General features: G+C 72.1%; 20 protein-coding genes, 1 tRNA gene and 3 pseudogenes. 17 read left to right on the forward strand and 7 right to left on the reverse strand.

Annotated elements, in window-relative coordinates; translation table 11 throughout:
- Positions 1-32 precede the first annotated feature (32 nt).
- Positions 33-1,310 carry an MFS transporter gene (locus ACZ6N8_RS08785; RefSeq protein ID WP_466008664.1) on the reverse strand — a complete coding sequence of 426 codons (1,278 nt, stop codon included), beginning with the start codon at positions 1,308-1,310 and terminating at the stop codon, positions 33-35.
- The gene (locus tag ACZ6N8_RS08790; RefSeq protein ID WP_466008666.1) at positions 1,307-2,656 is read right to left on the reverse strand and encodes a GH1 family beta-glucosidase; all 1,350 of its coding nucleotides are present in this window, start codon (positions 2,654-2,656) and stop codon (positions 1,307-1,309) included. The genes ACZ6N8_RS08785 and ACZ6N8_RS08790 overlap by 4 nt, the downstream gene beginning before the upstream one ends.
- Before the next feature lie 188 nt (positions 2,657-2,844).
- On the opposite strand from ACZ6N8_RS08790, the gene ACZ6N8_RS08795 reads away from it, so the two are divergent.
- The gene (locus ACZ6N8_RS08795; RefSeq protein WP_139585931.1) at positions 2,845-3,291 is read left to right on the forward strand and encodes an SRPBCC family protein; all 447 of its coding nucleotides are present in this window, start codon (positions 2,845-2,847) and stop codon (positions 3,289-3,291) included.
- 141 nt (positions 3,292-3,432) lie between these two features.
- On the opposite strand, the gene aceE is transcribed toward ACZ6N8_RS08795, so the two are convergent.
- On the reverse strand, positions 3,433-6,171 hold the full coding sequence (gene aceE, locus ACZ6N8_RS08800) for a pyruvate dehydrogenase (acetyl-transferring), homodimeric type (RefSeq protein WP_466008667.1): 2,739 nt from the start codon (positions 6,169-6,171) through the stop codon (positions 3,433-3,435).
- 383 nt (positions 6,172-6,554) lie between these two features.
- Here aceE and ACZ6N8_RS08805 point away from each other — a divergent pair, with 383 nt between their 5' ends.
- The 10 genes and pseudogenes from ACZ6N8_RS08805 to ACZ6N8_RS08850 all read left to right on the forward strand — a co-directional run bounded on the left by ACZ6N8_RS08805 (position 6,555) and on the right by ACZ6N8_RS08850 (position 13,881).
- Positions 6,555-6,959, forward strand: coding sequence for a YjbQ family protein (locus tag ACZ6N8_RS08805; protein ID WP_364362438.1), 405 nt, complete (start codon positions 6,555-6,557; stop codon positions 6,957-6,959).
- A gap of 498 nt (positions 6,960-7,457) precedes the next feature.
- Positions 7,458-7,862, forward strand: coding sequence for a MarR family winged helix-turn-helix transcriptional regulator (locus ACZ6N8_RS08810; RefSeq protein ID WP_466009158.1), 405 nt, complete (start codon positions 7,458-7,460; stop codon positions 7,860-7,862).
- 51 nt (positions 7,863-7,913) lie between these two features.
- Positions 7,914-8,258, forward strand: a pseudogene (locus ACZ6N8_RS08815) (transketolase); the annotation flags it as partial.
- 192 nt (positions 8,259-8,450) lie between these two features.
- Positions 8,451-10,484: pseudogene (locus ACZ6N8_RS08820) on the forward strand (thiamine pyrophosphate-dependent enzyme); the annotation flags it as partial.
- A 112-nt stretch (positions 10,485-10,596) separates the two neighbouring features.
- Entirely contained in the window at positions 10,597-11,034 is a 438-nt protein-coding gene (locus ACZ6N8_RS08825; RefSeq protein ID WP_110565654.1) for a DUF3052 domain-containing protein, read from the forward strand.
- Positions 11,035-11,118: 84 nt separating this feature from the next.
- The gene (locus ACZ6N8_RS08830; protein ID WP_466008669.1) at positions 11,119-11,583 is read left to right on the forward strand and encodes a peroxiredoxin; all 465 of its coding nucleotides are present in this window, start codon (positions 11,119-11,121) and stop codon (positions 11,581-11,583) included.
- 76 nt (positions 11,584-11,659) lie between these two features.
- Positions 11,660-11,734 (forward strand) — tRNA-Val (locus ACZ6N8_RS08835).
- Positions 11,735-11,851: 117 nt separating this feature from the next.
- Entirely contained in the window at positions 11,852-12,214 is a 363-nt protein-coding gene (locus tag ACZ6N8_RS08840; RefSeq protein WP_466008671.1) for a nuclear transport factor 2 family protein, read from the forward strand.
- A gap of 777 nt (positions 12,215-12,991) precedes the next feature.
- Entirely contained in the window at positions 12,992-13,633 is a 642-nt protein-coding gene (locus tag ACZ6N8_RS08845) for an adenylate kinase family protein (protein WP_466008672.1), read from the forward strand.
- The gene (locus ACZ6N8_RS08850) at positions 13,630-13,881 is read left to right on the forward strand and encodes a hypothetical protein (RefSeq protein ID WP_466008674.1); all 252 of its coding nucleotides are present in this window, start codon (positions 13,630-13,632) and stop codon (positions 13,879-13,881) included. Before ACZ6N8_RS08845 ends, ACZ6N8_RS08850 begins: the two co-directional genes overlap by 4 nt.
- A 6-nt stretch (positions 13,882-13,887) precedes the next feature.
- Here the strand turns inward: ACZ6N8_RS08850 and ACZ6N8_RS08855 are convergent, their stop codons facing one another.
- Positions 13,888-14,769: a hypothetical protein gene (locus tag ACZ6N8_RS08855; RefSeq protein ID WP_466008676.1), complete on the reverse strand. Its 882-nt coding sequence runs from the start codon at positions 14,767-14,769 to the stop codon at positions 13,888-13,890.
- A 119-nt stretch (positions 14,770-14,888) separates the two neighbouring features.
- On the opposite strand from ACZ6N8_RS08855, the gene ACZ6N8_RS08860 reads away from it, so the two are divergent.
- Positions 14,889-15,437, forward strand: a complete 549-nt coding sequence (locus ACZ6N8_RS08860; RefSeq protein ID WP_466008677.1) for a hypothetical protein — start codon at positions 14,889-14,891, stop codon at positions 15,435-15,437.
- 54 nt (positions 15,438-15,491) lie between these two features.
- Here the strand turns inward: ACZ6N8_RS08860 and ACZ6N8_RS08865 are convergent, their stop codons facing one another.
- Positions 15,492-16,235 carry an SDR family NAD(P)-dependent oxidoreductase gene (locus ACZ6N8_RS08865; protein WP_466008679.1) on the reverse strand — a complete coding sequence of 248 codons (744 nt, stop codon included), beginning with the start codon at positions 16,233-16,235 and terminating at the stop codon, positions 15,492-15,494.
- A gap of 118 nt (positions 16,236-16,353) precedes the next feature.
- Here ACZ6N8_RS08865 and ACZ6N8_RS08870 point away from each other — a divergent pair, with 118 nt between their 5' ends.
- The 3 genes from ACZ6N8_RS08870 to ACZ6N8_RS08880 all read left to right on the forward strand — a co-directional run bounded on the left by ACZ6N8_RS08870 (position 16,354) and on the right by ACZ6N8_RS08880 (position 18,770).
- Complete coding sequence (locus ACZ6N8_RS08870; RefSeq protein ID WP_466008681.1) at positions 16,354-16,989, forward strand: HAD-IA family hydrolase; 636 nt, start codon at positions 16,354-16,356, stop codon at positions 16,987-16,989.
- Positions 16,990-17,059: 70 nt separating this feature from the next.
- Positions 17,060-17,548 (forward strand): GNAT family N-acetyltransferase, encoded by a 489-nt coding sequence (locus ACZ6N8_RS08875; protein WP_466008683.1) that lies wholly within the window; start codon positions 17,060-17,062, stop codon positions 17,546-17,548.
- 79 nt (positions 17,549-17,627) lie between these two features.
- Complete coding sequence (locus ACZ6N8_RS08880) at positions 17,628-18,770, forward strand: polysaccharide pyruvyl transferase family protein (protein ID WP_466008684.1); 1,143 nt, start codon at positions 17,628-17,630, stop codon at positions 18,768-18,770.
- A 9-nt stretch (positions 18,771-18,779) separates the two neighbouring features.
- Here the strand turns inward: ACZ6N8_RS08880 and ACZ6N8_RS08885 are convergent, their stop codons facing one another.
- On the reverse strand, positions 18,780-18,986 hold the full coding sequence (locus ACZ6N8_RS08885; protein WP_357990348.1) for a hypothetical protein: 207 nt from the start codon (positions 18,984-18,986) through the stop codon (positions 18,780-18,782).
- Between the two features lie 83 nt (positions 18,987-19,069).
- On the opposite strand from ACZ6N8_RS08885, the gene ACZ6N8_RS08890 reads away from it, so the two are divergent.
- Positions 19,070-19,588: a DinB family protein gene (locus tag ACZ6N8_RS08890; RefSeq protein ID WP_466008687.1), complete on the forward strand. Its 519-nt coding sequence runs from the start codon at positions 19,070-19,072 to the stop codon at positions 19,586-19,588.
- A 13-nt stretch (positions 19,589-19,601) separates the two neighbouring features.
- Here ACZ6N8_RS08890 and ACZ6N8_RS08895 read toward each other — a convergent pair whose 3' ends face one another.
- Positions 19,602-20,474 carry a carbohydrate kinase family protein gene (locus ACZ6N8_RS08895; protein WP_466008688.1) on the reverse strand — a complete coding sequence of 291 codons (873 nt, stop codon included), beginning with the start codon at positions 20,472-20,474 and terminating at the stop codon, positions 19,602-19,604.
- A gap of 127 nt (positions 20,475-20,601) precedes the next feature.
- Here ACZ6N8_RS08895 and ACZ6N8_RS08900 point away from each other — a divergent pair.
- Positions 20,602-21,073, forward strand: a pseudogene (locus ACZ6N8_RS08900) (ATP-dependent helicase); the annotation flags it as partial.
- Between the last annotated feature and the right edge of the window lie 12 nt (positions 21,074-21,085).

Here is a 21,085-nt window from a genome sequence, read left to right on the forward strand (position 1 = left end):
GCGGTCGAGCGCTTTCCGCCAGGGGCCTCGACTCAGGGGACCGACCGGATCTTGACGACCAGGACGCTGCCGATGAGGGTGACCGCGGCGGTGACCGCGTAGAGGGTCGGATACCCGCCCAGGTGGACGACGAGCGGCGCGGAGAGCGCGGGGCCGAGCACCTGCGGCGCCGAGTTGGCGATATTGATCACGCCGAGGTCCTTGGCCCGATCGGTGGCCCGGGGGAGCACCTGGGTGATCAGCGCGGCGTCGACCGAGAGGTAGACGCCGTAGCCCGCGCCGAGCAGCAGCGCGGCGACGATCGCCATCGGCCAGACCGGCGCGACCGCGAGCAGCAGCGCCGCCACCGCCATGATCAACCCGGAGGTGATCACATAGACCTTGCGTCGCCCGGAGCGGTCGGAGAGCCGGCCGGCGACCACTGCGGTCAGCATCATGCCGAGCGTGTAGAGCAGGATCAGCACCAGCAGGCCACCCTCGGGGTCGGGGTAACGGACCCCGTCGGTGAGGAAGTACAGCAGGTAGAGGGTGCCCAGGGCGTTGCCGAGCTGGACCAGGAACCGGGTGATCCACGCCCAGGCGAAGTCCGGGTGCCGGCGCGGGCTGATCCACATCGAGGTCAGCAACACCCGGACGCGCAGCGCCGGCCGGTGCGTACGCGGCAGCGGCTCGTCGGGTGTGAACAGCGCGAACGGCAGTGACAGCAGCAGGATGGCCACCGCGATGGCCAGGTAGCCCGCCGCGTTGCCGGTGACCACGGCGGTGACCAGCACCGCGCCGAGCACCAGCCCGAGCGCCTGCGGGATGCCCACCCAGCCGGAGACCCCGCCGCGCTGCGTCACCGGCACCCGGTCCGGGATGGCGGCCGTGAGGCTGGCAAGCATCGCGTTGAAGCACACCTGGGCGGCGACCCAGCCCAGGGCGACCCCGAGGATGGTGCGCTGCTGGGCCAGCAGCACGAGCGCCGCCGCGCCGATCACCGCCCCGCCCGCCGTCCAGACGTGCCGCCTGCCGAACTCCCGGCCGCCGATCCGCAGGCAGGTCCGGTCGGACAGCGCGCCCGCCAGGGGGTTGGCGAGCACCGCGGCCAGCGCGCCCAGGCCGGTGACCACTGCCAGCATGTTCTCCTTGTCGCCGGGCGCGATCTGCTCGATCTGCTGCGGCAGCAGCACCTGGATGGGCGTGAAGAACGCCATCCAGACGCCCAGGTTCGCCGCGAAGATCAGGCCGATCCAGCCGCGCCGCACCGGTACCGCCGGCTCGGCGAGGGCCGCCGGCAGCGCCGCCGGCGTCGGGTCGACAGTGGTCACCGCGCCGACCCCGGCCGGCTGGCCGCGATCACGTCCCGCAGCCAGGTGTACGACGACTTGGGCGTACGCCTCTGGGTGGCGTAGTCGACGTGCACCAGGCCGAAGCGCTTGGTGAACCCCTCTGCCCACTCCCAGTTGTCGAGCAGCGACCAGACGAAGTACCCGCGCACGTCCACCCCGTCGTCGATGGCGGCGCGGACGGCGCGCAGGTGCCCGTCGAGGTACGCGATCCGCTCCGGGTCCGCCACCCGGCCGTCCGCGTCCGGCACGTCGTCGTACGCGCAGCCGCTCTCGGTGATCTCGATGGGCGGCAGTGCGTCGCCGTACGTGTCCCGGAGCCAGTCGAGCAGCTCGCGCAACCCGTCGGGGGCCACCGGCCAGTCGAAGGCGGTACGCGGGTAGCCGTCCAGCGGCACCAGGTCGAACGGGAGCGGTGAGCCCTCCTCGGCGGCCCGTACACCCGTGGGGTTGTAGTAGTTGACCCCCAGCACGTCGATCGGCGCGGCGATGGTGTCGAGGTCGCCGGGGTGGACGAGGCCCGGGTCGAAGCCGGGCAGGTCCGGGTAGCCCCGCCCCAGAAGCGGGTCAGTGAAGAGCCGGTTGTGCAGAGCCTCGTACGCGTTCCCGGCGGCCCGGTCGGCGTCGCTGTCGCCGAGCACCCGCACCGGCGAGTAGTTGTTGGCGATCGCCACCGGGCTGGTGGTGCGGGCACGCAGCGCGGCTACCGCGAGCCCGTGCCCGAGCAGTTGGTGGTGTGCGACGCCGAACGCGTCGAAGAGCAGCATCCGGCCGGGGGCGTGCACGCCCATGCCGTACCCCATGCTCATATGGACGAAGGGTTCGTTCAGGGTGATCCAGAGTCGCACCCGGTCCCCGAGCCGGCTGGCGGCCAGGTCGGCGTACTCGGCGAAACGGGCGGCGGTGTCGCGGTTCAGCCAGCCGCCTGCGTCCTCCAGGGGCTGGGGCAGGTCCCAGTGGTAGAGAGTCGCCACCGGGTCGACGCCGGCGGCCAGCAGTTCGTCGACGAGCCGGTCGTAGAAGTCCAGACCTGCGGCGTTGACCGGCCCGGAGCCGGTGGGTTGCACCCGGGGCCAGGCGATGGAGAACCGGTACGCGGAGACGCCCAGCCCGGCCATCAGCGCGACGTCCTCGGCGTACCTGTGGTAGTGGTCGCAGGCGTCCGCGCCGCTGCTGCCGTCGGCGATCCGCCCGGGGGAGTGCGCGAACGTGTCCCAGATGGACGGTAGGCGTCCGTCGGCCGTGGCGGCACCCTCGATCTGGTGGGCGGACGTGGAGACGCCCCAGCGGAAGCCGGCGGGGAACTCGGGCATCGGTGCGGTCGACATGCGCCCTCCCGGTCAACGTGAAACGTGCTCGGGACTCTAGGACGCTGTCGATGAATGCGCCATAGGCCGGGCTGATGCATTCCGCAATGGTTGATCGGCGTGTCTTTTTCCAAACCCGTCCAGGTAAGTCCGATTTAGCGCATAGAGTGCCGATATCGTGGGATGTCCTCACTGGAGGAAAGACGGAAATGATCCTCGTGGAACGCAGTGCGCACGTGGCGGCGCCGATGGAAGTGGTCTGGGACGTCGTCCAGCGGGCCGAGCAGTTGCCGGCCTGGCTGGCGGGAGTCCGCGCGGCCGAAGTGCTCTCCGGAGAGGGCTTCGGGCGGCGGCAGTTGGTCCAGGCGGGGCGCGGTTCGGCGCATGAGGCCGAGGTGATCGCCTATCAGGAGCCGACCCTGATCGGCTGGCGGGAACGGGCGAAGGGGGCCGGTGCCCGTGCGGAGGCGCGCACCGAGATCTACGTCCAGCTCACTCCCGACGAGGAGGAGGGCGGGACCATCGTGCGGCTCATCGTCGTCCGCTGGCCGGCCGGCCCGGTCAAGGCGGCCCTGCTGCGCCTCGGCCTGCGCCGGGTGGGCGCCGACCTGGAAGACTCGCTGGCCCGCCTGACCGACCTGGCCGCCGTCGGCTGACGCCCTCCCGGGCGGTGCTGGCTGACGCCCTTCCCGGGCGGTGCCGGCTGACGCCCTCCCCGGGCGGTGCCGGCCGGGGTCGTACCCGAAAAAGGGCCCGGCGCGGGTGCGCCGGGCCCTTTCTCTCGTCGTGCGGGGACGTCAGCTGTCGCCGCCGGTCTCCCCGACCGGCGCGGCGTTGACGTCGTCGATCGCGTACTTCTTGGCGGCCTCGGCCGGCACGGTGGCCGGCACCGCGCCGCTGCGGGCGAGCTGCCGCAGCGTGGCCACCACGATCGACTCGGCGTCGACGTGGAAGTGCCGACGCAGCGCGTGCCGGGTGTCCGACATGCCGAAGCCGTCGGTGCCGAGCGACGTGTAGTCGCCAGGTACCCAGCGGGAGATCAGGTCCGGTACCGCGCGCATCCAGTCGCTGACCGCGACCTTCGGCCCGTCGGCGTCGGCGAGCTTCTGCGTGATGTACGGAACCTTCGCGTCGGCACCCGGGTTGAGCAGGTTGTACTCCTCGGCCTGCACCGCGTCGCGGCGCAGCTCGGTCCAGGAGGTCACCGACCAGACCTCGGCGGCCACCCCCCAGTCCTGGGCGAGCAGCTGCTGGGCCTTGAGCGCCCACTGCATACCGGTGCCGGAGGCGAGCACGTTCGCCTTCGGGCCGTCGACCTGCGGCGCGGGCGAGTAGCGGTAGATGCCCTTGAGCAGGCCCTCCACGTCCACCCCGTCCGGCTCGGCCGGCTGGAGGATCGGCTCGTTGTAGACCGTCAGGTAGTAGAAGACGTTCTCCTGCGCGTCCCCGTACATCCGGTGCAGGCCGTTCTCCATGATGTGCGCGATCTCGAAGGAGAACGCCGGGTCGTACGCGACCACCGCCGGGTTGGTGGCGGCGATCAGCAGCGAGTGGCCATCCTCGTGCTGCAGGCCCTCACCGTTGAGCGTCGTACGCCCCGCGGTCGCGCCGAGCAGGAAGCCCCGCGCCATCTGGTCGGCAGCCGCCCACAGCCCGTCGGCGGTCCGCTGGAACCCGAACATCGAGTAGAAGATGTACATCGGGATCATCGGCTCGTCGTGGGTGGCGTACGCCGAGCCCGCGGCGGTGAACGAGGCGACCGAACCGGCCTCGTTGATGCCCTCGTGCAGGATCTGCCCGGTCGTCGACTCCTTGTACGACAGGAACAGCTCCCGGTCGACCGAGGTGTAGCGCTGCCCGTGCGGCGAGTAGATCTTCGCGGTCGGGAAGATCGAGTCGAGGCCGAAGGTACGGGCCTCGTCCGGGATGATCGGCACCCAGCGCTTGCCGAACTCCTTGTCCTTCATGATGTCCTTGAGCAGGCGGACGAAGGCCATCGTGGTGGCCACCTTCTGCTTGCCCGAGCCGCGCTTGACGTCGGCGAACCGCTCCGGACCGGGGATGGTCAGCCGCTTGGTGCTGGTCCGCCGCGACGGCATGTACCCGCCGAGCTGCTCGCGCCGCTCCTTCAGGTACTGGATCTCCTCGGACTTCTCACCCGGGTTGTAGTACGGCGGCAGGTAGGGGTTGTCCTCCAGCGCCGAGTCGGGGATGTCCAGGTAGAGCCGGTCGCGGAAGGTCTTCAGGTCCTCAAGCGTCAGCTTCTTCATCTGGTGGGTCGCGTTGCGGCCCTCGAAGTGCGAGCCGAGCGTCCAGCCCTTGATCGTCTTCGCCAGGATGACGGTGGGCTGACCGGTGTGCTCGGTGGCCGCCTTGTAGGCCGCGTAGAGCTTGCGGTAGTCGTGCCCACCCCGCTTGAGGTTCCAGATCTCGTCGTCGCTAAGCGGCTCGACCATCTTGCGGGTGCGCGGGTCACGGCCGAAGAAGTGCTCCCGCACGTACGCGCCGGACTCGGCCTTGTACGTCTGGTAGTCACCGTCGGTCGTGGTGTTCATGAGGTTGACGAGCGCGCCATCGGTGTCCGCGGCCAGCAGCGGGTCCCACTCACGGCCCCAGACCACCTTGATGACGTTCCAGCCGGCGCCCCGGAAGAACGCCTCCAGCTCCTGCATGACCTTGCCGTTGCCACGGACCGGGCCGTCCAGCCGCTGGAGGTTGCAGTTGATCACGAAGGTGAGGTTGTCCAGCTCCTCGCGGGCGGCCACGCCGATGGCGCCGAGAGTCTCCGGCTCGTCCATCTCGCCGTCGCCCAGGAACGCCCACACGTGCTGCTGCGAGGTGTCCTTGATGCCGCGGTGCTGCAGGTACCTGTTGAACCGGGCCTGGTAGATCGCGTTCAGACCGCCGAGACCCATCGAGACCGTGGGGAACTCCCAGAAGTCCGGCATGAGCCGCGGGTGCGGGTACGACGGCAGGCCGCCCCCCGGGTGGGACAGCTCCTGGCGGAACCCGTCGAGCTGGTGCTCGCTGAGCCGGCCCTCGAGGAACGCCCGGGCGTACATGCCGGGGGAGGCGTGGCCCTGGTAGAAGATCTGGTCGCCGCCGCCCGGGTGGTTCTTGCCCCGGAAGAAGTGGTTGAAGCCCACCTCGTACAGCGACGCCGAGCTGGCGAAGGTCGAGATGTGCCCACCCACGCCGATCTCCGGGCGCTGCGCCCGGTGCACCAGCATTGCCGCGTTCCAGCGCACGTACGCCCGGATCCGCCGCTCGACGTGCTCGTCGCCCGGGAACCACGGCTCGCGCTCCGGCGTGATGGTGTTGATGTAGTCGGTGGTGGTCAGGGGCGGCACCCCGACCTGGCGTTCGCGGGCCCGCTCCAGCAGGCGCAGCATGACGTAGCGGGCGCGTTTGGCACCCCGCTCGTCGATGACACCATCAAGCGACTCGACCCATTCGCTTGTCTCGTCAGGGTCGATGTCCGGAAGCTGGCTCGGTAGGCCGTCGCTGATCACCGGGCGCTTGCGTTCCGTAGCCACAGGCGTTCCCTCGGTTGTGTGTGGGATAGGTCTCTAGCGCCATCCTGCCCCCTGGTGGCACCCCTCGTCACGTCTAGGTCCCCCCGACGCGATGAGCGACACAGGTACCCGTCGGTAACTTAGCGCGACGGTCAGCCGTGCCCCGCCCGCCGCCGGCCCCGCCCCGTGCGGGCGATGTCAGGCTCCGCCAGACCTCCTCCCGGCAACCCGGGCGTGCGGGGGTGGCTGGCGACTCCGGTGGGCTCCGGCCGCTGTGGCGGTGGCTCGCGGGTCGCGGCGGCGAGGGCTCCGGCCGCTGTGGCGGTGGCTCGCGGGTCGCGGCGGCGAGGGCTCCGGCCGCTGTGGCGGTGGCTCGCGGGTCGCGCTGCGGCAGAATGCGACGTATGCGCAGTGACGTGATCACCGTCCAGACCGGGTCCCGGCCGACCGTCCGGGACATCACCGCCGAAGCCCAGGGATTCGTCTCCGGCCAGGGCGACGGCCTGCTGCACGTCTTCGTGCCGCACGCCACCGCCGGCCTGGCCATCATCGAGACCGGGTCGGGCTCCGACGACGACCTGCTCACCGCCATCGACGCGCTGCTGCCCACCGACAACCGCTGGCGGCACCGGCACGGCTCACCCGGCCACGGCCGCGACCACGTGCTGCCCGCGTTCGTCCCGCCGTACGCCACGCTGCCCGTGCTCGACGGGCGACTGGCACTGGGCACCTGGCAGTCCATCTGCCTTGTCGACACCAACGGCGACAACCCGACCCGCCAGGTCCGCTTCTCGTTCCTCCCCGCCTGACGCCCGGCCGCCCGCCTCGCCCCGCCACGCGGCCCGGCCCGGTCTCGCCGCGCCCGCCCGCCCGGCTCGGCCCGGCCCGCTCGCCTCGCCCGCTCGCCCGGCCCGGCCCGGCCCGCCTCGCCCGGCCCGCCTCGCCCGGCTCGGCTCGCCCGGCCCGGTCGAGGCGGCCAGATCCCGCCAAGATCGTGCTCGATCCTGGATCTGGTGGTGTCGTGGGCGGCGGGAGGCCACTACTTCCGTGTTCCAGCGCGATCATGGCCGCGGGCGGGCGGCGCAGACCAACCGTCCCGGTCCACGATCCGCGCAACTAACCCGAAACTGCTGCCTCCGGGCGTGCGGAGGCAGCAGTTTCACCGATGTTGCGCGGCGCGGCCGGAGCTCATCGTCGAGCTGGGTGGTCGGGGCGGCGCGTACGATGTGGCGGTGGCACCGGAGGGGGGTTCCGCGGCGGGTCGACCGGTGGACCGGGCCGGCCTCGCGGCCGATGTGGTGCGCCGGATGGCACACCTGACCGCCTCCCTGCGTCACCGGCAGGGCACCGCGTTCGCCGAGTTGGGGCTCACCCCGGCCACGGCCCGGGCGCTGCACGAGCTGGACCCGGACCGTCCACTGCCGGCGCGCGATCTCGCCGATCGGCTGGGCTGTGACCGGTCCAACGTGACGGCGCTTGTCGACCGGCTGGAGCTGGCCGGCCTGGTCGAGCGCCGTACCGATCCGGCCGACCGCAGGCAGAAGACGCTAGTGGTGACCGATGGCGGCCGGGGTGTGCGGGACCGGGTGATCGAGGTGATGTCCGACTCCCGACTCCTGGCCGGGTTGAGTGACCAGGAGCTGTCCACCCTGCGTGACCTGGTGTGGAAGGTGTCCGACGGCGGCTGTCCTGAGCCGTGCGACCCGGCGTGAGTGGACGGGCGTCGACCGTGTCCCACTGGGCGAGCATGGCCCGCGTCGGTAATGCTGTCGGACGTGACCACCCCGCAAGATCTCGACGACCGGTTCCGGGAGACGCTGGCGGCGCTGCCCGCCGCGCGGCGCAGGCGTGACCCCGCCGACCCGGTCACCGATGACGCCCCGCTGACCGGCGAGCGCCTGCTGGAGTTGTTCGACGCGCAGGTGACCAGCCGCCAGCTCGACCTCGCCGGTCGTTGGCTGCGTAGTTTCGGGGAGGGTTTCTACACCATCGGCTCGGCCGGGCACGAGGGCAACGCGGCGGTCGCCGCCGCGCTGCGCCCCACCGATCCGGCGTTGCTGCACTACCGCTCCGGGGCGTTCTACTGCGTGCGGGCGGCCCAGGCCGCCGCCGATGCCGCGCCGACCGACACCCCCCACGCCGAACCGGCCGCCGACCGTGAGCAGGCCGCCGACGGGAAGCAGGCCGCCGACCGACAGCAGGCCACCGACCAGCAGCAGGTCGCCGACCAGCAGCCGACCGCTGACCGTGAGCAGGCCGCCGACCGTGAGCAGGCCGTCGACGGGCAGTCGGCCACCGACCCGGCCCCGGCCACCGAGCCTGAGCCGGCCGGGTTCGCGCCGTCCGCCGGCGGGTTCGCGCCGTACGCCGAGGCGGCCCGCGATGTGCTGCGCGGCATGGTCGCGTCCAGTCAGGAGCCGATCGCCGGCGGCCGGCACAAGGTGTTCGGTCGTGCCGACCTGAACGTCGTACCGACCACCTCCACCATCGCCTCGCACCTGCCCCGGGCGGTCGGAATGGGACTGGCCGTGGAGCGTCTGCGCCGCCTCGACAGCGCCGGACGGCGCACCGGCCCCGAGGCGCGGGTGGGCAGCGGCGCCGGTGCCGCGCACGCCCCGTGGCCGTCGGACGCCATCGTGGTCTGCTCCTTCGGCGACGCCTCGGTCAACCACGCGAGCGCCACCGCCGCGTTCAACACCGCCGGCTGGTACGACCACGCCGGGCTGCGCATTCCGGTGCTCTTCGTCTGCGAGGACAACGGGCTGGGCATCAGCGTGCGCTCCCCGCAGGGCTGGGTGGAGGCGACGCTGCGGGCCCGGCCGGGCATCCGCTACTTCAGCGCCGACGGGGCCGACCCGGTGCAGACGTACGCGGTGGCGACCGAGGCGGCGGCCTGGGTGCGCCGGCACCGGCGGCCTGCCGTGCTGCACCTGCGCACCGTCCGGCTGATGGGGCACGCCGGCGCCGACGCGGAGTCGGCGTACCGCAGCCCCGCCGAACTTGCCGAGGACCTGGCCCGGGATCCGGTGGTCGCCACCGCGCGGCTGCTCGCCGAGGCCGGCGTGGCAAGCGGGGAGGAACTGCTGGGCCGGTACGACGAGACCGGCTGGCAGGTACGCCGGCTGGCCGAGGAGGTGCTGGGCGAGCCGAAGCTGGCGTCCGCGGCCGACGTGGTGGCCGCGCTGGCGCCCCGGCGTCCGGTGCGGGTGGCACGGGCGGTGGCCGACGCGGCGGCCCGGGCCAGCGGGCCGGGCGCGGCGGCGCGGGAGGAGGCGTTCGGGGGTAAGCCGCCGGAGCTGGCCGGCCCGTTGACCCTCGCGCAGAGCATCAACGCGGCGCTCGCCGACGGGATGCTCGACCATCCGCAGATGGCGATCTTCGGTGAGGACGTGGCCGCCAAGGGCGGCGTGTACGGGGTGACCAAGGGGTTGCGCGACCGGTTCGGCGCGGCCCGGGTCTTCGACACCCTGCTCGACGAGACGTCGGTGCTGGGGCTCGGGTTGGGCGCGGGGCTGGCCGGCATGCTGCCGGTGCCGGAGATCCAGTACCTGGCGTACCTGCACAACGCCGAGGACCAGCTGCGCGGCGAGGCGGCCACCATGCAGTTCTTCTCGCGGGGCGCGTTCCGCAACCCGATGGTGGTGCGGGTGGCCGGGTTGGCGTACCAGGAGGGGTTCGGCGGGCACTTCCACAACGACAACTCGGTGGCCGTACTCCGGGATGTGCCGGGTCTGGTGGTCGCGGTGCCGGCGCGGCCGGACGACGCCGCGCCCATGCTGCGGACCTGCCTGGCGAGCGCGGCGGTGGACGGCAGCGTCTGCGTGTTCCTGGAGCCGATCGCGCTCTACCACACGCGTGATCTTTACGCCGACGGTGACGGTGAGTGGTTGGCGGGCTATGCGGAGCCGGGGGCGTGGGTGGCCGGGCACGTACCGGTCGGCCGCGCGCGGGTGTACCAGGTGGGCTCGGCCGACGACCTGACCATCATCACCTTCGGTAACGGGGTGCGGATGTCGCTGCGGGCGGCGGCCGTCCTCGCCGAGGAGGGGGTGGGCACCCGCGTGGTGGACCTGCGCTGGTTGGCGCCGCTGCCGGTGGCGGACATCATCCGGGAGTCCTCGGCGACGGGCCGGGTGCTGGTGGTGGACGAGACGCGCCGATCCGGTGGGGTAGGCGAGGGGGTCATCGCGGCGCTTGTCGACGCCGGATATGTCGGTGCCGCGCGTCGAGTCGCCGGAGTTGACTCGTTTGTACCATTAGGTCCGGCAGCACGTCAGGTTCTGGTCTCCGCGGAAGCCATTACCGACGGTGCCCGTACGCTGCTGGCACGGTAAATTCCGTTCCACCCGGTGCGCCACTTGCGCGCAGAGGCACAAGTGTGTGGACTTTGCCTGACGGCGTCGGTCCGACGCCGCGAGCAGGGACGAGATGAGGAGGCACGCGACAGTGAGCGCGACCGCTGGTCAGGCCGCCGACGGGGTACGCAGCCTGGCGGACCGGTTCGGAATCGAACCGGGGATGGTCGTCATGGAGATGGGGTACGACGACGACGTCGACCAGGATCTCCGCGACGCCCTGACCGACCGCTGTGGAGAGCTTGTCGACGAGGACACCGACGAGGTGGTCGACGCGGTGCTGGTGTGGTATCGCGACGGCGACGGTGATCTCTTCGAGCTTCTCGTCGACGCCCTCGGCCCGCTGGCCGACAACGGGGTCGTGTGGCTCCTCACGCCGAAGGCGGGGCGTGACGGGCACGTCGAGCCGAGCGAGGTCGCGGAGTCCGCGCCCACCGCCGGCCTTCAGCAGACCTCGACCGTCAACGCCGGCCGGGACTGGAGCGGCGCCCGCCTGGTGCTGCGCCGCGGGGCCAAGGCCAAGAAGTAGCCTCCAACCGCCCACACGCCCGGCGGTCGGTACCGCCGGGTGTGGCAGGTTGGTGCCGTCCCTGACCCGACCGAGGGAGTTCGCATGCCCATCGAGGTGGGTGCCGAGGCACCGGACTTCGTGTTGAAGGACCAGAACAACCAGCAGGTCCGGCTCTCCGACTTCCGTGGTCGGCGTACCGTGCTGCTGGTCTTCTACCCCTTCGCCTTCACCGGCACCTGTCAGGGGGAGTTGGCCGAGGTGCGGGACAACCTCGACCAGTACGTGAACGACGACGTCCAGGTGTTGACGATCAGCGTCGACTCGGTGTTCAGCCACAAGGTCTGGGCCGACCGGGAGGGCTACCAGTTCCCCCTGCTGGCCGACTTCTGGCCGCACGGCGCCGTCGCCCAGGCGTACGGGGTCTTCAACGACGTCGCCGGCATCGCCAACCGGGGCACCTTCGTCGTCGACCGCGGCGGCGTGGTGCGCTTCGCCGAGATGAACGGCCCGGGCGAGGCCCGCGACCAGCAGGCCTGGCGCCAGGCCATCGCCGAAGCGGCCGTCTGACCGGGTACGCCGTGCGTCCGGGCCGGCGGCAAGCAGGTAAGCTTGCCAGCCACCGGCCCGCCACACGGGGCGTTCCGGGCGCGTAGCTCAGTGGGAGAGCACCCGCCTTACAAGCGGGGGGTCGCAGGTTCGAAACCTGCCGCGCCCACCATCGGGCAGCAGAAGCCGCCCCGGGGAGATCGCTCCTCGGCGTGGTGAGACTCTCGCGTGTTCTGCTGGCCGCGAAGAGGACTTTCAGCGGCTTCGTCCCGCCGGTCATGCTGGCTCGATGGATTCGCCAAAAGGCCTTACTTCCCAGGCCCTGCTCACAAGCCTCTACGCGGCCTTCAACGAGCGTGACATTCCCACGCTGCTGGCCGCCATGACGCCGGATGTCTCGTGGCCCAACGGTTGGGAAGGAGGCGTCGTTCGCGGCCGCGAGGAGGTGAGCGCCTACTGGCGCCGACAGTGGGACCAGATCGAGCCCACGGTCACGCCGACCGCGTTCACCACGGAGGCCGACGGCCGCATTGCGGTCACCGTTCATCAGACGGTCCACGACAAAAGCGGCGTGAAGCTCGCCGACCACACCGTCACGCATGTCTACCGCCTGGACAGGGGCCTGGTGACAGAGATGGAAATCCGAGACTGACGCAACGTCCTCTCATGCCGCATCAATCCTTGGGGGACGAACGAGTCGGGTCGCGGCCTGCCGTTCCCCCGTCAGGGCTCCGGCAAATTCGGGCCATTAGACTCCGCGCATGCAGCATTGCCGACTGTCCTCCGCCAACGGCACGGCGATCGGGGCGCTCCTGCTGGTCTTGGCGGTAGCCGGCTGCAACTCCAAGGCGGAATCGTCCTCCGGTGCCACGTGGTCGGGCCCTGACACCGCCGCTACCGTGACCGCCTCCCGCGCTGCTTCCCCCGCAAGTCCCCGTGACGCCGAACCTTCCGCATCTTCCGCCCCCACCGCGCACGAGTCACGGCAGCCCAAAGCGGCACAGAGGACGCAGGCGCCGAGCGGGGGCGGCACCAAGTACACGGCGTGTGCCGACGGCGACTGCAAAGTGTCCTTCTCCGGTTCGGTCACATTCCCGCTCGGCACGCGGACGGTGTCGTCCTCCGTGGAGGATGGCGGTGTCAGGGTGCGACTGACCGACGCCAATGGCAGGGGCGGCGGTGGCGGTTTCCTGGCAGGCCCCGGGTGCAGTGTGGCGATACACGCCGACGGCGGCGGGCAGGTCGGATGCGACCAGCCCGGAGCCGAGCCCAAACCGGGAGGGTGGGTCGTACACCTGCTGGAACTGGACGGGAACACCGCGGTTATCCGAGCGATCCTGGGCTGACTGCGCAACGGCGCTCGCCCTGGGCATGACTGCCGACCGGCGGGGATCCAGTGCCGTCGACTCCAGCGGAATAGGATCGAGTCGTGGCATTGGCAAAGGCCAGGCTGGTCCTGATCGGGTCACCTGGTACGGAGACCGCCGAGGTGGCCGGTCATCTCGCCGCTCGGCTCGGACTTCCCTCGATTTCCATTCGGGACGCGATTCAGTCAGCGGTGCTTGCGGGATCGGAGCTCGGCGACGATCTGCGTCGGTTCATGAACGCGGAGCAGTTGCCACCGCCCGAGCTCATCGCCGCGATCGTGCGGCGCCGGCTTGGCGAACCCGACGCGGTCGACGGCTTCGTGTACTGGACGGAGTTCCCCACGCTGTCGGTGATGCGGGCGCTGGAGACATTGGGGATTCAAGCGGTCGAGCTGGTCCTGGCCGATGCCGAGGCAACGCGGCGTTTGACTGGACGCCGCACGTGCCGGGGCTGCGGGATGATCTGGCACATCGAGTCGTCACCGACTCTCGTCGAAGGTGTCTGCGACAGGTGCGGTGGCACGTTGTTCCATCGTGACGACGACGCCCCTGCCGCCGTCGCCCATCAATTGGGCGTCTACCACAAGCACAGCACCCCCGTCCTGGCCCGTTACCGCGCCGCAGGTCTCTTGATCAGCGTCGACGCCACCCGCCCGACAGAGGAGATCGTGACCGAGCTGACCAGTCGGCTTGAGCGTGGTTGAGCACAAGCGGGACCGCTAGCCTCGGACCCCATGACGTACGCGGACGAGAACGCTCATCGCGAGCCGCCGATCGCGGGCTGCTGGGCTCCCTGGACCGCCAGCGGGCCACCCTGGCGTGGAAGACCGGCGGGCTGGACGCCGCCGGTCTGCGGGCGACGCTCGGCCCGGAGTACGCCCGGCACGTCGGGCACGCCGATCTGATCCGGGAGTCGGTGGACGGGCTCACCGGTGAGGACCCGCCGCGCTGAACAGGGCTACCTGGTGACGAGGTTGCGCAGCGCCGCGATGGCCGCCCGGTCGCTGACCTCGGCGTAGATCTTCTTGTCGGCGCCGACCATGACGACGTACGGGCACTTCTGGTCGTCGCCGGGCATCGTCTTCTCCAGCAGCTTGCGGCCTGTCGCTGCCTCGTACACGCGCAGACGCCAACTCGTCCGCACCAGCGTCAGGGTCTGCGGTTTCGGGTCGTCGAACTTGCAGGTGCGGATCGTGGAGCCGGCGCTGACCCGATCGAGGCAGGCGACCATCTGCACCGAGCGGGGGTCCTCCGACGCCCACGTCTGTTCGACCTTCTTGGACAGACCCAGGTCGTAGTAGTAGCCGTCGTCCTTGTAGCGCATCCCCGGGGTGTCCGACAGGAGCAGGACGACCGGGTGCGGCGCCTTGCCGGCCCGTTTGGGCAGCTCCGGGTAGTAGATGTCCTCGTCGCACACCCGGTTCAGGTCCTCGATCTTCTCCGCCGGGTACGCGCTGGCCTGCGGGCCCTGCACGACGGGTTCCTCAGCCGGAATGCTCGCGGTCGGGCCACCGCCGCCGCTGCTGCGGGGTCGCACGGGCGCGGTGGTTTCCGGGCCGGACGCGGTGGTGTCGTCGCCGCGCAGCAGGAAGATGCCGCCGACCAGGCCGAGGCAGGCCACGAGCAGGAGGACCACTGCGCCTCCGACGACGGCGGCGACGATGGTCGTCTGGTCAGAGCCGGTGGGCGGCGGCGGGGCGGCCCAGCCGGGGGTCGCGGCGGGCGCAGCCTCGGCGGCCGTCGGAGTCTCCGCGGCAGGCGACTGGTCCGGTGTCGGAGTCGGATCCGCGGCCGGGGTGGGGTCCGGCGACGGACTTTCGGCAGGTTCGGCACCGGTCATGGCGACGTCCTTTGTTGATCAAGGGGAGCCGTGACTGTATCAAGGCCACGTACGGAACGTGACCCCGTTTTCGATAAGCCCCCTGCCGGCGCCGACAGCGTGGACGCGATGATGGGCGCGTGCAGGACACCGTCGCCGTCGCGCTGATCACCGCGCTGTCCACGTTGGCCGCCGCCGCCCTCACCGGGCTGATCGGCGCGTTCAGCACCCGCCGGCAACTGGCCCACCAGCTCGCCGTCGCCCGGCTGGAGAGCGCGGACGCGCGGGCGACGCGCCGGGACGAGCTGCGCCGCGACGCGTACGTCGGGTTCCTGAGCGCCTGTGACCGGGCGTACCGGCAGTTGGACAGGCGATGGCTACAGGCCGGCGCGGACGAGCAGGGATCCGGCTATGACGAGGCGTACTCGGCGACGCGCGGCGTGGACGAGGCGTACAACCTGGTGTTGCTGGAGGGGCCGGCGGACGTCGCGGCGGCGGCCCGGTCGGTGCTGGCCAGCATCACGACCGAGTACGCCGACCAGCGCCGGTTCGGGGACGAGCCGGACGGCGCCGCGACGCCGCTGCGCGACAGGCACCGGGACCTGTGGCTCGCCGCGATCGAGCAGCGGACCAGTCGCCGGATCTCGTTCGTCGACGCCGTCCGTCCGGCGCTGGGCCGCGACGGGTGACCCCGCCGAGCGGACGGTCGGCGCCGGGTCCCCACCCGGCGCCGACAGGTGGCCTCAGCTGGTGAAGCCGCCGTCCACATTGATCACCGAGCCGGTCACGTAGCCCGCCTCGGGGCTGGCCAGATGCGCGACGGTCGCCGCGATGTCGGTGGGGTGGGCGAATCGGCCGAGAGCGGTGAAACCGGCGATGGCCGCCGCGTTCGGTCCGTCCGCCGGGTTGGCGTCGGTGTCCGTGGGGCCGGGGTTGACCAGGTTCACGGTGATGCCGCGGGGACCCAGCTCGCGGGCCAGGCCCCGGGTCAGCCCGAGCAGGGCGGTCTTGCTCATCGCGTAGAGCGCCAGCCCGGGGAAGACCGCCCGTTCACCCACGTTGCTGCCGATGCTGATGATCCTTCCGCCGTCGCCGAGGTGTCGCAGCGCCGCCCGCACGGCGACGTACGGCGCCCGGACGTTCACCGCGATGGTCTGCTCCACCTCCACCATGTCGAGTTCCGCTGTGGCGCCGAACGGGAACACCGCGGCGTTGTTCACCAGGATGTCCAGCCGGCCCATCTCGGCGGCGGCCCGCTCCACCGCGCCCGGCACGGCCGTCGGGTCGGCACCGTCGGCCCGGATCGCCAGGGCGCGACGGCCCAGCGCCTCGATCCGCTTCACCACGAGCGCGGCCCGTTCCGCGTCCTGCCGGTAGGTGAGCACCACGTCTGCGCCGTCCTGGGCCAGGCGCAGCGCGATGCCGGCCCCGATGCCCCGGGAACCGCCGGTCACCAGGGCGACCCTGTTGTCGAGTGTCGTCGTCATGCAGACGATCATCTGGGGACGCCGGCCTGCCGTCTGGCGGTCATCGGACCCCTCGTTCGGACCGCCAGGTCCGAAATCCGCTCGGCCTATGCTCGGGGATCAGCGCAGGTGGGGGAGGATGATCGTGGACCTGTCCGGTATCGAGGCCGTCCTGTTCGACATGGACGGCACCCTCGTCGACTCCGACGCCGCAGTCGAGCGGGCCTGGGAGCGGTGGGCAGTCGAGTACGGCACCGACCCGAGGGCCGCGCTGGCCATCGCGCACGGCAGTCCCGCCGAGCGGACCGTCCGCCGCCTGCTGCCCGGGCTCGACGACGCGGCGGTCGCCGCCGCGTCGGCGCGCCAGCTGGCGTTGCAGTACGACGACCTGTCCGACGTGACGGCAACCCCCGGCGCCCACGAGCTGCTGCTGACGCTGGCCCGGCTGGGGATGCCCTGGGCGGTGGTGACAAGCGCCGACGCCCGCCTGGCCAGGGCCCGTCTCGGTGCCGTGGGCATCGAGCCCGCGGTACTGGTCACTGTCGAGGACGTCAGCGTCGGCAAGCCGGCGCCGGAGGGGTACCTGCGCGCCGCCGCGCTGCTCGACGTGTCGCCGGCGCGCTGCCTGGTCGTCGAGGACGCCGAGGTGGGGCTGGAGGCCGGCCGGGCCGCCGGCGCGACGACGGCCGCGCTCAAGGGACTCGACGGCGACGTGCGCCTCGACGACCTGGCACACCTGGCGTACCAGCTGGAGTCGGCGCCTGCCGCGCCCTGAGCCCCGCGCGGTCGACCCGGCCCAGCGGCCGGCGTGACGGTGCGGGACGGCGACTGGAAAGGTTGGTCGGGTGACGCTGACGTTGACGCCCATGACGGAGCAGGACCTCGCCCGGTTGCGCGGGCCGCTGGAGCAGGCCTACGCCGAGGACCTGGCGGCGCACCGGGGGTTCACCCCGCAGGCCGCCCTGGAGCACTCCGTACGCCAGCTGAGGGAGCTGCTGCCCGCGGGCGCGGCCACCGAGGGGACCCTGCTGCGCCTGGCCCGGGTCGGCGACACCGAGGTCGGCTGGATCTGGGTGACCCTGCCCGGGGCGGCCGGGGCGACCGACACCCGGCGGGCCTGGATCCACAACATCGAGGTGGATCCGGCGCACCAGGGACGCGGCCACGCACGCCGGATGATCCAGCTCATGGAGGACGAACTGGCCCGACTCGGCGTCGCCGAGCTGGGGCTGAACGTCTTCGGGACGAACACCGTGGCGATCGGGCTGTACCGCAGTCTGGGCTTCGAGGTCACCGCGCAGCAGATGGCCAAGCGGATCGACCCGGCGCGCTGAGCCGAGCGGTCTGGCCGGCAGGACTGTTCACCTGCCCAGCGGGAAACCCGCGCGGACCGCACCTGGGGAGGAGCGACGGATGACGCACGGCGCCGGACTGACCATCGGTGTGCTCGGCTCGTACGGAGGCCGGAATCTCGGCGACGAGGCGATCCTCACCGGTCTGCTGACCGATCTGCGGACGCAGGAGCCGAATGCCCGGATCATCGTCTTCTCTCGTAACCCGGAGCACACCCGGGCCGCCCACCCGGACGTCGAGGCGGTGCCGTGGGAGGGCGTCAGCCGTACCGACTCCGCACTGGTGCTGGCCCAGCTCGACCTGCTCATTCTGGGCGGCGGCGGGATCCTGTACGACCGGGAGGCCCGCCGCTACCTGCGGGTCGTCCGGGTCGCCCAGGAACGTGGCCTGCCCCTGATCACGTACGCGGTGGGGGTCGGGCCGCTGAGCGACACCGTGGACACCGGCATGGTCCGGGAGACGCTCGCCAGCGCCACCCAGGTCACCGTCCGTGACCAGGAGTCCCGGATGGTGCTTGAGGAGGCCGGACTGCTCAACCCGATCACCGTCACCGCCGACCCGGCCTTCCTCCTCCAGCCGGCCGACTTCCCCGCCCACCTGCTGAGCGAGGAGGGTGTCCCGGCCGGCAAGCGGCTGGTCGGCATCAGCGTGCGGGAGCCGGGACGGGCGGCCGAGCGCCTCGACGTGGACGGCTACCACCGGTTGCTGGCCCAGATCGGTGACTTCCTGGTGCACCGGATCGACGCGTACGTGTTGTTCGTGCCCATGGAACGCGACGACATCAGGCACTCCCACGGGGTGCTGTCGCACATGGTCGCCGCCGAACGGGGGCGGATCCTGCACGGCACGTACTCGCCGCAGCAGGTGCTCGGGTTGATGCGCCACTTCGACCTGGCCGTCGGCATGCGCCTGCACTTCCTGATCTTCGCGGCGATGGTGGGCACACCGTTCCTGCCGCTGCCGTACGCAGGCAAGGTCTTCGACCTGGCCCAGCGTCTCGGCGTGCCGGCCCTGCGCGGCGTGGAGCGGGAGGTCGAGGGGCCGCTGCTGGCCGAGGTCGACAGGCTGTGGGACGAGCGGGAGCAGCGCGCCGACGCCACCGCCCGGCGGGTCGCGGAGGTCTGCGAGCAGGCCCGCGGCACCTCGGACGTCACCCGTGGCGTGCTGGACAGCCTGCGCGGTCAGACCCTGACCCGGGTCTGATCCGGCCGGTCACATGGCCGGGCCGGTCCACCGGTAGCGCCAGTCGCGGGACTCCTCCCGGGCGTTCTCCAGCTCGTAGATCTCGGCGTGGGCCAGGCCACCGGACCCGATGTGGTGGTGGGTCAGCGGCGGGCGGCCATTGCTGTCCAGTTCGACGGTGACGGTCTGCCCGTCCGCCGTGCCGCCGACGAGCAGGATCTGCACGGATGAAGCCATGCGCCCATCCTGCCTGCCGTGCCGCCCGCCCGCAGCGGATAGCGGGGCAGCGAAGGCGCACGGTGCGTCGCTAGGGTCGGTGGATGGAGCGAACGATCGATCCGACGCTCGGCCCGGTGCTGGCCCGCACCGCCGACGAACGTGCCGTGCTCGACGCCTTCCTCGATTTCCACCGCGGCGTGGTGCTGCGCAAGGTACGCGGGCTGGCCGACGCCGACGCGTGCCGCCGGTTGGTGCCGTCGGCGACGACCCTCGCCGGGCTGGTCAAGCACCTGACCCTCGTCGAGCGGAACTGGTTCGTGACCCTGCTGGCGCCCGCACCCGGCGACGTCTACCTGACCTCGGACGAGGACGCGGTGGCGAGCTTCGTCATCGGCGAACAGGACACCGTGGCCGGGCTCGTCGAGGCGTACGAGCGGGCCTGCGAGGTGTCCCGCGAGGTCGTCGCGCGCTTCGACCTCGACCACGTGGTGCCGCACCCGCAGCTCGGCGAGGTGTCGGTGCGCTGGATCCTGGTGCACGTGATCGAGGAGACGGCCCGGCACGCCGGCCACGCCGACATCCTGCGGGAGTTGACCGACGGCACCACCGGGGCGCTCTGAACCGGCCGCCGCGTCAGTCGGTGGGCAACAGGCCCGCCGGATACTCCATGCCGTCATGGGTGCAGGCCGCGGCGGCCACCCGCGCCGCGTACCGGGCCGCCTCCGCCAGCGGCCGGCCCCGCAGCCGGGCGGCGACCAGGCCGGCCACGAACGCGTCGCCGGCCCCGTTGCTGTCCACCACCGGCCCCGGCGCGGCAGCGGGCGGCACCGGCGCCGCCGAGCCGTCGCCCGGGTACAGGTCGGCGCCGTCCGCGCCCCGGGTCACCACCACCGTCCGGGGCGCCAAGGTGTCGGCGACAGCCGGGGCTCTCCCGTCCAGCCGCACCCCGCTCACCAGGACCAGGTCGGCGACCTCGGCGAACGGCAGGTGGTAGGGGTTCGCGCCGTCCCAGTCGTGCAGGTCGGTGGAGAGGGTCACGCCCGACGGGAGCGCGGCCCGCACGGCGTGCAGCAGCGGCACCGTCCAATCCATGATCGAAAGGTGGACGTGCCGGGCGTCCCGGACCAGCTCGGCCACCTCCCCGGGCGCCAACGGCGGCCCACCACGCCAGGGACGCGGGTCGTACAGCGAGGTGCGGCGTCCGCCCGGGTCGACCAGGTTCACCGACCGGCGGGTGCCGCCCGGGTCCTCGGTCAGCACCGCCGACACCCCGGCCCGGGTCAGCGCCGCCCGGACCACGTCGCCGGCCGGGTCCGCGCCGACTGTGTCCACCACCCGCACCCGCAGGCCGAGCGCCGTCGCGGCAAGCGCCACCCCAGCGCCGGTGTTGCCGATCCGCAGGTCGATCGGATCGACCGTGTGCGAATCCGCGTCCGGCAACGGCAGCGCGGGCACCCGCACCCGCACATCCACTCCGAGCCCGCCGATGACCACCAGGTCCACCATGGCGCCGACGCTAGCCCTCGTGCGGCCGCCCGGCAGCCCCGGAGCCGGGCGTGGTCGGTAGGCGGGTGCCGGCACCTGATCATCGGGGCCGCCTATTCTGGGCGCGGGCGGCGACGAGGGGGAGTACGTGCTGGTCATCCACGGGCTGTGGTCGCCCGGCGACGGCTCGACCGGCGGCCTCGCCCTCTGGGCCGAGGACAGCGCCGAGCCGCCCGCCGCGGCCCGTTCCGGCCGGCCGCCCCGGGAGCGTCCACACCCGTTCGCCGCCGGCCACACCGACCTGGCCGCCGCCCTCGCCGACGCCGCCGAGCCGGCCCGTCCGGACACCGCGCTCATCACCCTGCCCACCCGGGCGGGCACGCCGACCGACTCACCCGAGCTGATCCGGACCGCCGTCGCACCCCCGGCCCGTGGCCGGCTCACCCTGGCCGCGTGGCGGGTGCCCGTCCTGGTGTACGCCCCGGACGACGCGCTGCCGCTGTTACGCGCCCTGGACGAGCTTCCGGCGGTGCCCGGGGCGACCCTGCGCCACCTGGCCGAGCTGGCCGACTTCGCCGCCGACCTGGTGACCCGTGGTCGGATCCTGCCGGGAGTCGGCACGACGCCGCAGT

The organism is Micromonospora sp. NPDC047521 (genome assembly GCF_055587305.1).

Coding starts and splice junctions, on each gene's coding strand:
- ACZ6N8_RS08795 (WP_139585931.1), top strand. CDS start 2,845: ATGATCCTCGTGGAACGCAGTGCGCACGTGGCGGCGCCGATGGAAGTG.
- ACZ6N8_RS08885 (WP_357990348.1), bottom strand. CDS start 18,986: ATGGCTTCATCCGTGCAGATCCTGCTCGTCGGCGGCACGGCGGACGGG.
- ACZ6N8_RS08790 (WP_466008666.1), bottom strand. CDS start 2,656: ATGTCGACCGCACCGATGCCCGAGTTCCCCGCCGGCTTCCGCTGGGGC.
- ACZ6N8_RS08805 (WP_364362438.1), top strand. CDS start 6,555: ATGCGCAGTGACGTGATCACCGTCCAGACCGGGTCCCGGCCGACCGTC.
- ACZ6N8_RS08830 (WP_466008669.1), top strand. CDS start 11,119: ATGCCCATCGAGGTGGGTGCCGAGGCACCGGACTTCGTGTTGAAGGAC.
- ACZ6N8_RS08865 (WP_466008679.1), bottom strand. CDS start 16,235: ATGACGACGACACTCGACAACAGGGTCGCCCTGGTGACCGGCGGTTCC.
- ACZ6N8_RS08810 (WP_466009158.1), top strand. CDS start 7,458: ATGGCACACCTGACCGCCTCCCTGCGTCACCGGCAGGGCACCGCGTTC.
- ACZ6N8_RS08855 (WP_466008676.1), bottom strand. CDS start 14,769: ATGACCGGTGCCGAACCTGCCGAAAGTCCGTCGCCGGACCCCACCCCG.
- ACZ6N8_RS08880 (WP_466008684.1), top strand. CDS start 17,628: ATGACGCACGGCGCCGGACTGACCATCGGTGTGCTCGGCTCGTACGGA.
- ACZ6N8_RS08890 (WP_466008687.1), top strand. CDS start 19,070: ATGGAGCGAACGATCGATCCGACGCTCGGCCCGGTGCTGGCCCGCACC.
- ACZ6N8_RS08840 (WP_466008671.1), top strand. CDS start 11,852: ATGGATTCGCCAAAAGGCCTTACTTCCCAGGCCCTGCTCACAAGCCTC.
- ACZ6N8_RS08895 (WP_466008688.1), bottom strand. CDS start 20,474: ATGGTGGACCTGGTGGTCATCGGCGGGCTCGGAGTGGATGTGCGGGTG.
- ACZ6N8_RS08870 (WP_466008681.1), top strand. CDS start 16,354: ATGATCGTGGACCTGTCCGGTATCGAGGCCGTCCTGTTCGACATGGAC.